We start from the raw sequence: 5,107 nt of genomic DNA on the forward strand, positions 1-5,107 counted from the left end.
GTTGGGGACCGATGAAGCCGCGCGGCGTGGCATGGAACGGCGCCGGCGGCTGGGTGATCTTCTCGCAGTCGCGGCAGGTGAACTTTTCGCGCACCGTCTCGATCAGCTTGAACCGGCGCGGGATCTCCTCCAGCGTCTTATTCACATCCTCGCCGATCTTCGCCAGCCGCAATCCGCCACAGCAGGCGCAGGCAGTTGGAGGGTCGATGACGACCAGCTCGCGCTCGATGTCATCCGGCCATGGCTTGCGCACCGGTCGCTTGCGCGTGAAGGGGCGCACCGTCTGGGTCTTCGCCGCCGCGGCCTGCGCGGCAAGCTCGTCCTCGGTCGCCGAGGTGACGAGGTCTTCGAGTTCCAATTCCAACTGCTCGATCAGCCGCGCCGTGCGCTCGGAGCGCTGCCCGTACAGTTCGCGTTTCAGCTTCTCGATGCGTAGCTCGAGATGCGCAATCCGCGCCTCGTTGTCGGACAGCATAGCCTGCGCGTTCGCGGCTTCAGCCTGCCAGTTGGCAGCATCCGCGACCGCCACATCGCGTTCAGCCTGCAACGCCTCACGTTCAGCCAGCAGCGCCACGTAGGCGCTGGCAAGATCCGAGGGGAGCTCAACCGGCTTCGAAGTCATATGCCGATTGAATCACATTCCATTGTATTTTCAACTAAAAAATGCTACCCAATTCGAGCTGGACGCCACGTTTCCTGAGGGTTGCGCCAGTCTATCCCGGACAAGAGATAACTCAGCTGCGCGGGAGATATTGTCACAGCTCCGCCCTCAACTGTCGGCCAGATGAATCGGCCGCGCTCGAGTCTTTTTGTGAACAAGCATGCTCCTTGGCCATCATGCCAAATGACCTTCAACAAATTTCCACGTTTCCCCCTGAAGCAAAACAGGTTGCCCCCAAAGGCATTGTGTTTGAGGACCTCCTGCACCCGTAGCGCCAGTGATGGAAAGCCACATCTCATGTCGGTGTAGCCTGTGGCTAACCACACACGCACGCCTTCTGTCGGGATCATCGCAGCATTTCCAGCCCCTGCAAGATCCGCATCAGGACACTTACGTCGACAGTGCGGTCGACGATCACACGCCGGCCGTTGGCCCCGACGATTTCCATCCGGCCACCGGTAGACACTGCTTGGCTGGTCGTAGCTGGTACTTCAAAGTGCGATCGCGCAGGCTTTTCCGGCTCTACATCGTGCAGGCCAGGACCGACAACACCCATGTCGATGAAGGCGATCGGTGGGGTCTCGGGCAGTGGGTTGGATCGGCCCAATCGCCCTTGCCGGGCTTGTTTCACCCAGATGAACAAGTGGTTCGCGTTCATGTCGTGACGCCGCGCCACAACCGACATCGGATCACCGGACTCCTGCACCTCACGCACGATCGCCAGCTTCTGCTCGACCGTCCAGGAGCGGCGCGTCCGCTGTCGGCCCGCACCCGGCGGCAGTGGCAGAGCCGCGGACGTGCTCGCTTCCACCGTCGACGGCTGCTCCATAGCCAGATACTTCATTCGCCAAGTGTCCACTTAATCTAAGCGGACACTAACGCCTCAAGTTACGCGTCAACAGGCGGCCCTCGTCGTATGCATACGGCATGGCCAATCTGGCCTACAAGCTCACGCGCTATGTCTGGCACCAGGGCCGAAGTGTGCCTGCGTGAAGGCGAAAGCGGTGAAATCGGCAGCCACCGGCCGAATTGATCGGCCCCACAGCGGTAAATTGCCCCTCGAACGCAGCACTCATAAAGCCGCTCCGGTCATCGCCTACTCGTTCAGGCCGAAAGGGCGGTAAATCGAGGTGTCCAGCTGGCTTTTCAAGCATCGGGGCTCGAATGTGCGCGGCTGCGCTTAGGAGGCCACCTATGCTGGAAAAGCGTCGTGGCTACTTGTCGCTTTTGGATACGACAGTTCCCTTCATTTGGGGATGAGGTTCACAAAAATATTCAAACCCCTCATTATCGCTTTCCGCGTCGAAAGTTATTGGCAGAGAGGATTCCCCACTTAAAAGCACTCCGGTGTCGAAGAGTGGCTCCCTCTGGCGTAGCGCCGAATGTCCCATATGGTCGTGATTTCGCCAGATGACTTTATCTCCCGGATTGATCTCTACTCTTGCCGGGTGGAATGCAAAATTTCGGATCTCTACAGTGACGGTATTCGACATAACGACTCCGCATCATGGAGACTTCCTGTTCGCCCGAAATGCGGGGGAGAACAAGAAGTCAAGTTGTATGTAATCCTGGTCCTGTACATCTTGCCCGAAGCGCACCGGTTCGAAGAACCAACCTGGGTTGGGAACGCCCACGGGTGCTCCCGTTGGACTACCCATCACATTAAAAAACGCTATGCGGTTGGCTTCGGGCTCTGAGGATCCATCGGCACCTTTCGGGCCTTTTCTCCCGATCGTGGAGAGCGCGTGGCACGAAATGCAAGAGGAGTTCTGGAAGCCCTCTTCGACGTGCGGATCTGAGAGATACGTGGGCCTTCCCATACCGTCCGTAAAATCCGTCTGTGTTCCGCTGAGTTCATAGAACTGCCACTTCGTACCCTGCAGTAATCCCGGCTGTCCGTAGGTATCAACGCTCGGTATCTCTGGCTCAGGCCCGTCAGTCTGTCGAAACGAGGTCCAGAACCAGTTCGGAACATCCTTCGTAATAATGTGAAGAGCGACGAGTTTGTAGCTTTTCGCATCTGCACCGACTGACAAATGGAAGTGCGACCGGTCGTCGGAAGGTTCGAGAGGCGTCCACATTGCCTTAACTTCAATTGAATCGACCGGAAAAGAGACCGCTTGCTCGGTGCGCGAGACAATTTTCGCATAAAGCGCTTCCTGTCCTTCGATGTTGTAAAGTTCCTTTTCTACAATGAAATCAAAGGTGGACCTATTCATCCGCGTTTCGCCGCCGCCGCGGCGGAAAATACCATCGGGCGCGACCTTTAGAACCTTGGACACTTGATCGGCGCGAACTGCTTGGTCTGGAGACATGCCACTACGCACCCCCTCCAGCACTAGAGTCTTCGGAATTTCAAAAAGCTTCTTCCCATTGGGAACCAAGCTTGGGTCGAGGCTCATATCCTCCCACTTCGGTGGCGGCGCTCCGTTCGCAAGGAACACCTCCTCTCCATGCTTCCATGTCTCCCACACCGTTAGCCCATCGTCGCCCAAAGCTTTCTGCGGATCGGGCACGCCTCGTTCGACCGCTGGATTTTTTGCGGGGTAGTTGAGCGCTAGAAACAAGTCCCAAGCATGCTTACTTGGGTTGGTCATGGCTTCAATCGGAACTGGTTCTGCCAGTGCCGACGTGCATATCGGCAAAAGAACTACTAAAACCGCGAAGTGCTTTACGACTGCCATGACCCCCTCCGTATGGGAAACGAACCCGTATATTATTAAAAGCACAGCTAATTGTAGTCGTAAAGATACTAAATCGTGCAGATGCAGAACCTCGTATCATCCGTATTGATATTTTGTGGCGTCCGCTACCTCGCTTCGGTTGTTCAGGTTTTTTTTTCGTTTCAATCTTCGCAATCCGCCCAGCAAACATCACTGGTTCTTTCCTTCAGCTACACGTTACCTGTATCATCGCGTACCCACACCGATTGCCCCCTTTGGTGTGTGTGCGTAGTGCGCTTGCGTTCACCTTGCCGAGTGCGCGACAGACTTCTCCCGCTATTTCTTTGTCGGATTGTGAACCACATGCTACAAATAAGTCGTGAGGCCCGGCGCAATTTGGCTCGTGTTCACCGGTACAAACGACCTTGCTCAGGTCCTGCTCCCTCTCTGAGGGCGACACCGGGTCGGCTTTGAAAATGGCTGGACTTTGAGAGGTGGGGCGATAAAGGAAAGCATGTCCACCTTACTGTCAATTACGGTAAGCTTCGCCTCAATTGGCGCGTCGGTTGACGAGATGTCTGTTGGCGCACAGATCAAGCCTGTTTGATAGAACCCTTTTCCTACATGACGCTCGTGTATCCACTTCTTGTCGACATTCACCGCGACGATACCGGGCGGCCTTGTCACAACGAAATAGAACCTACATTCCCCCGGTGGCAGGGTTATATGTTGGACAACACTCTCATCCTTTCGCATGGGGAAGGTGTCGTCATGCCTTGTTTGCGGAGCGTCGCCGGAATAGTTCTCTTTTTGTCGCATCCAAAAAACTTTTCATAAATTCATCCGGCAGTATGCGAAGCGCCACTTCCTTTCTTTCTGCCTCCGCATTTGCAGCCAGCACCTTCACTACTTCTATGCAAACTCCTGCAAATACTAAAGTCAACGCAAACAGCATAAAACGTGTTCCGGCTGTTAGTGCGCTTTCCGCGCCAGATATTAACACCACTACTGCCAGGACCGCGACCGCTAAACCCAGCCCTATGACCCCGTAACCCAGGTAGGCTCCGAGCGACGATATAAAGTCGCTATTTGTCAGCTGTGCCGGTGCCAAAGGGGCTTGGGCGAAAGCGTGGGTGACTGCAGGTATCCAGCACGGCGATCCAATAACCCAAGCTCTTTTTATTTTTCATTCCTCTTTAGATTTCCTTGATTTTGTATGTGAACTATCAGCAAACCTCAATACGGAGGAACAGCGATTGAGCCCGGATAGTCGTTTAGAAAGGCTACTGCAAGGGTAGACTTTGATGGCAATTATCCCGAGGCCTTCGTCTTGATTGGGCAGGGTCAATTGGGCCAAATCGCGGTGACCAACTCACGAGTCAGGCTTGGAAATGACGTCGTGACGGTCTGCGGATGGAACGCGCCGCCGTTGTAGGCTCGACGCGTTGCCATAAACATCTCTGGCTATTTTCGAACGACATAAGGTGCCATCATGGATGGCGGGGGTTGTTTTGATCTGTTCGGGCGAGCGGTCACTCGCTGGCTCGATTTTTGGCGGCCAAGACCTTCCCATTGCGCTCTGGTACTCTTTCCTCGGCGTTTTGCCTGAGCAATGCTGCCTTCGTTCCCTCGGAGATCACCGACTCTTCCTGGGCCGGAGGAGTCAGGGAACGCCTGATAATCTTCGCCCAACGCGTTGACACCTAGTGGTTCGACTTTGCCGATTGCGTGCCGGAAAGGAGACGACCGGCGCGCTTTAGGAGCGACCAGCGAAAGCCCGCTT

General features: G+C 55.5%; 6 protein-coding genes. All 6 read right to left on the reverse strand.

All coding sequences use genetic code 11. The features are described 5' to 3' along the window. Window positions 1-622: IS66 family transposase zinc-finger binding domain-containing protein (locus EOA85_RS27115; protein ID WP_206523379.1), on the reverse strand; the 622-nt coding region annotated here is incomplete at its 3' end. A gap of 44 nt (window positions 623-666) precedes the next feature. Next, the gene (tnpB, locus tag EOA85_RS27120) at window positions 667-1,011 is read right to left on the reverse strand and encodes an IS66 family insertion sequence element accessory protein TnpB (RefSeq protein WP_127211820.1); all 345 of its coding nucleotides are present in this window, start codon (window positions 1,009-1,011) and stop codon (window positions 667-669) included. Further along, entirely contained in the window at window positions 1,008-1,505 is a 498-nt protein-coding gene (locus tag EOA85_RS27125) for a transposase (RefSeq protein ID WP_127211821.1), read from the reverse strand. Before EOA85_RS27125 ends, tnpB begins: the two co-directional genes overlap by 4 nt. Before the next feature lie 370 nt (window positions 1,506-1,875). Then, window positions 1,876-2,154, reverse strand: coding sequence for a plastocyanin/azurin family copper-binding protein (locus tag EOA85_RS27130; protein WP_127211822.1), 279 nt, complete (start codon window positions 2,152-2,154; stop codon window positions 1,876-1,878). A 12-nt stretch (window positions 2,155-2,166) separates the two neighbouring features. Further along, window positions 2,167-3,345, reverse strand: coding sequence for a hypothetical protein (locus EOA85_RS27135; protein WP_127211823.1), 1,179 nt, complete (start codon window positions 3,343-3,345; stop codon window positions 2,167-2,169). 748 nt (window positions 3,346-4,093) lie between these two features. Next, a complete protein-coding gene (locus EOA85_RS27140) occupies window positions 4,094-4,279 on the reverse strand; it encodes a hypothetical protein (RefSeq protein ID WP_127211824.1) in 186 nt (61 codons plus the stop codon). Window positions 4,280-5,107 lie beyond the last annotated feature (828 nt).

The organism is Mesorhizobium sp. M5C.F.Ca.IN.020.29.1.1, from assembly GCF_003997375.1.
Classification (GTDB): domain Bacteria; phylum Pseudomonadota; class Alphaproteobacteria; order Rhizobiales; family Rhizobiaceae; genus Mesorhizobium; species Mesorhizobium wenxiniae.

Excerpts from the sequence above, each read along its gene's own strand:
- tnpB (WP_127211820.1), bottom strand. The coding sequence starts at position 1,011 with ATGATCCCGACAGAAGGCGTGCGTGTGTGGTTAGCCACAGGCTACACC.
- EOA85_RS27125 (WP_127211821.1), bottom strand. The coding sequence starts at position 1,505 with ATGAAGTATCTGGCTATGGAGCAGCCGTCGACGGTGGAAGCGAGCACG.
- EOA85_RS27130 (WP_127211822.1), bottom strand. The coding sequence starts at position 2,154 with ATGTCGAATACCGTCACTGTAGAGATCCGAAATTTTGCATTCCACCCG.
- EOA85_RS27135 (WP_127211823.1), bottom strand. The coding sequence starts at position 3,345 with ATGGCAGTCGTAAAGCACTTCGCGGTTTTAGTAGTTCTTTTGCCGATA.
- EOA85_RS27140 (WP_127211824.1), bottom strand. The coding sequence starts at position 4,279 with ATGCTGTTTGCGTTGACTTTAGTATTTGCAGGAGTTTGCATAGAAGTA.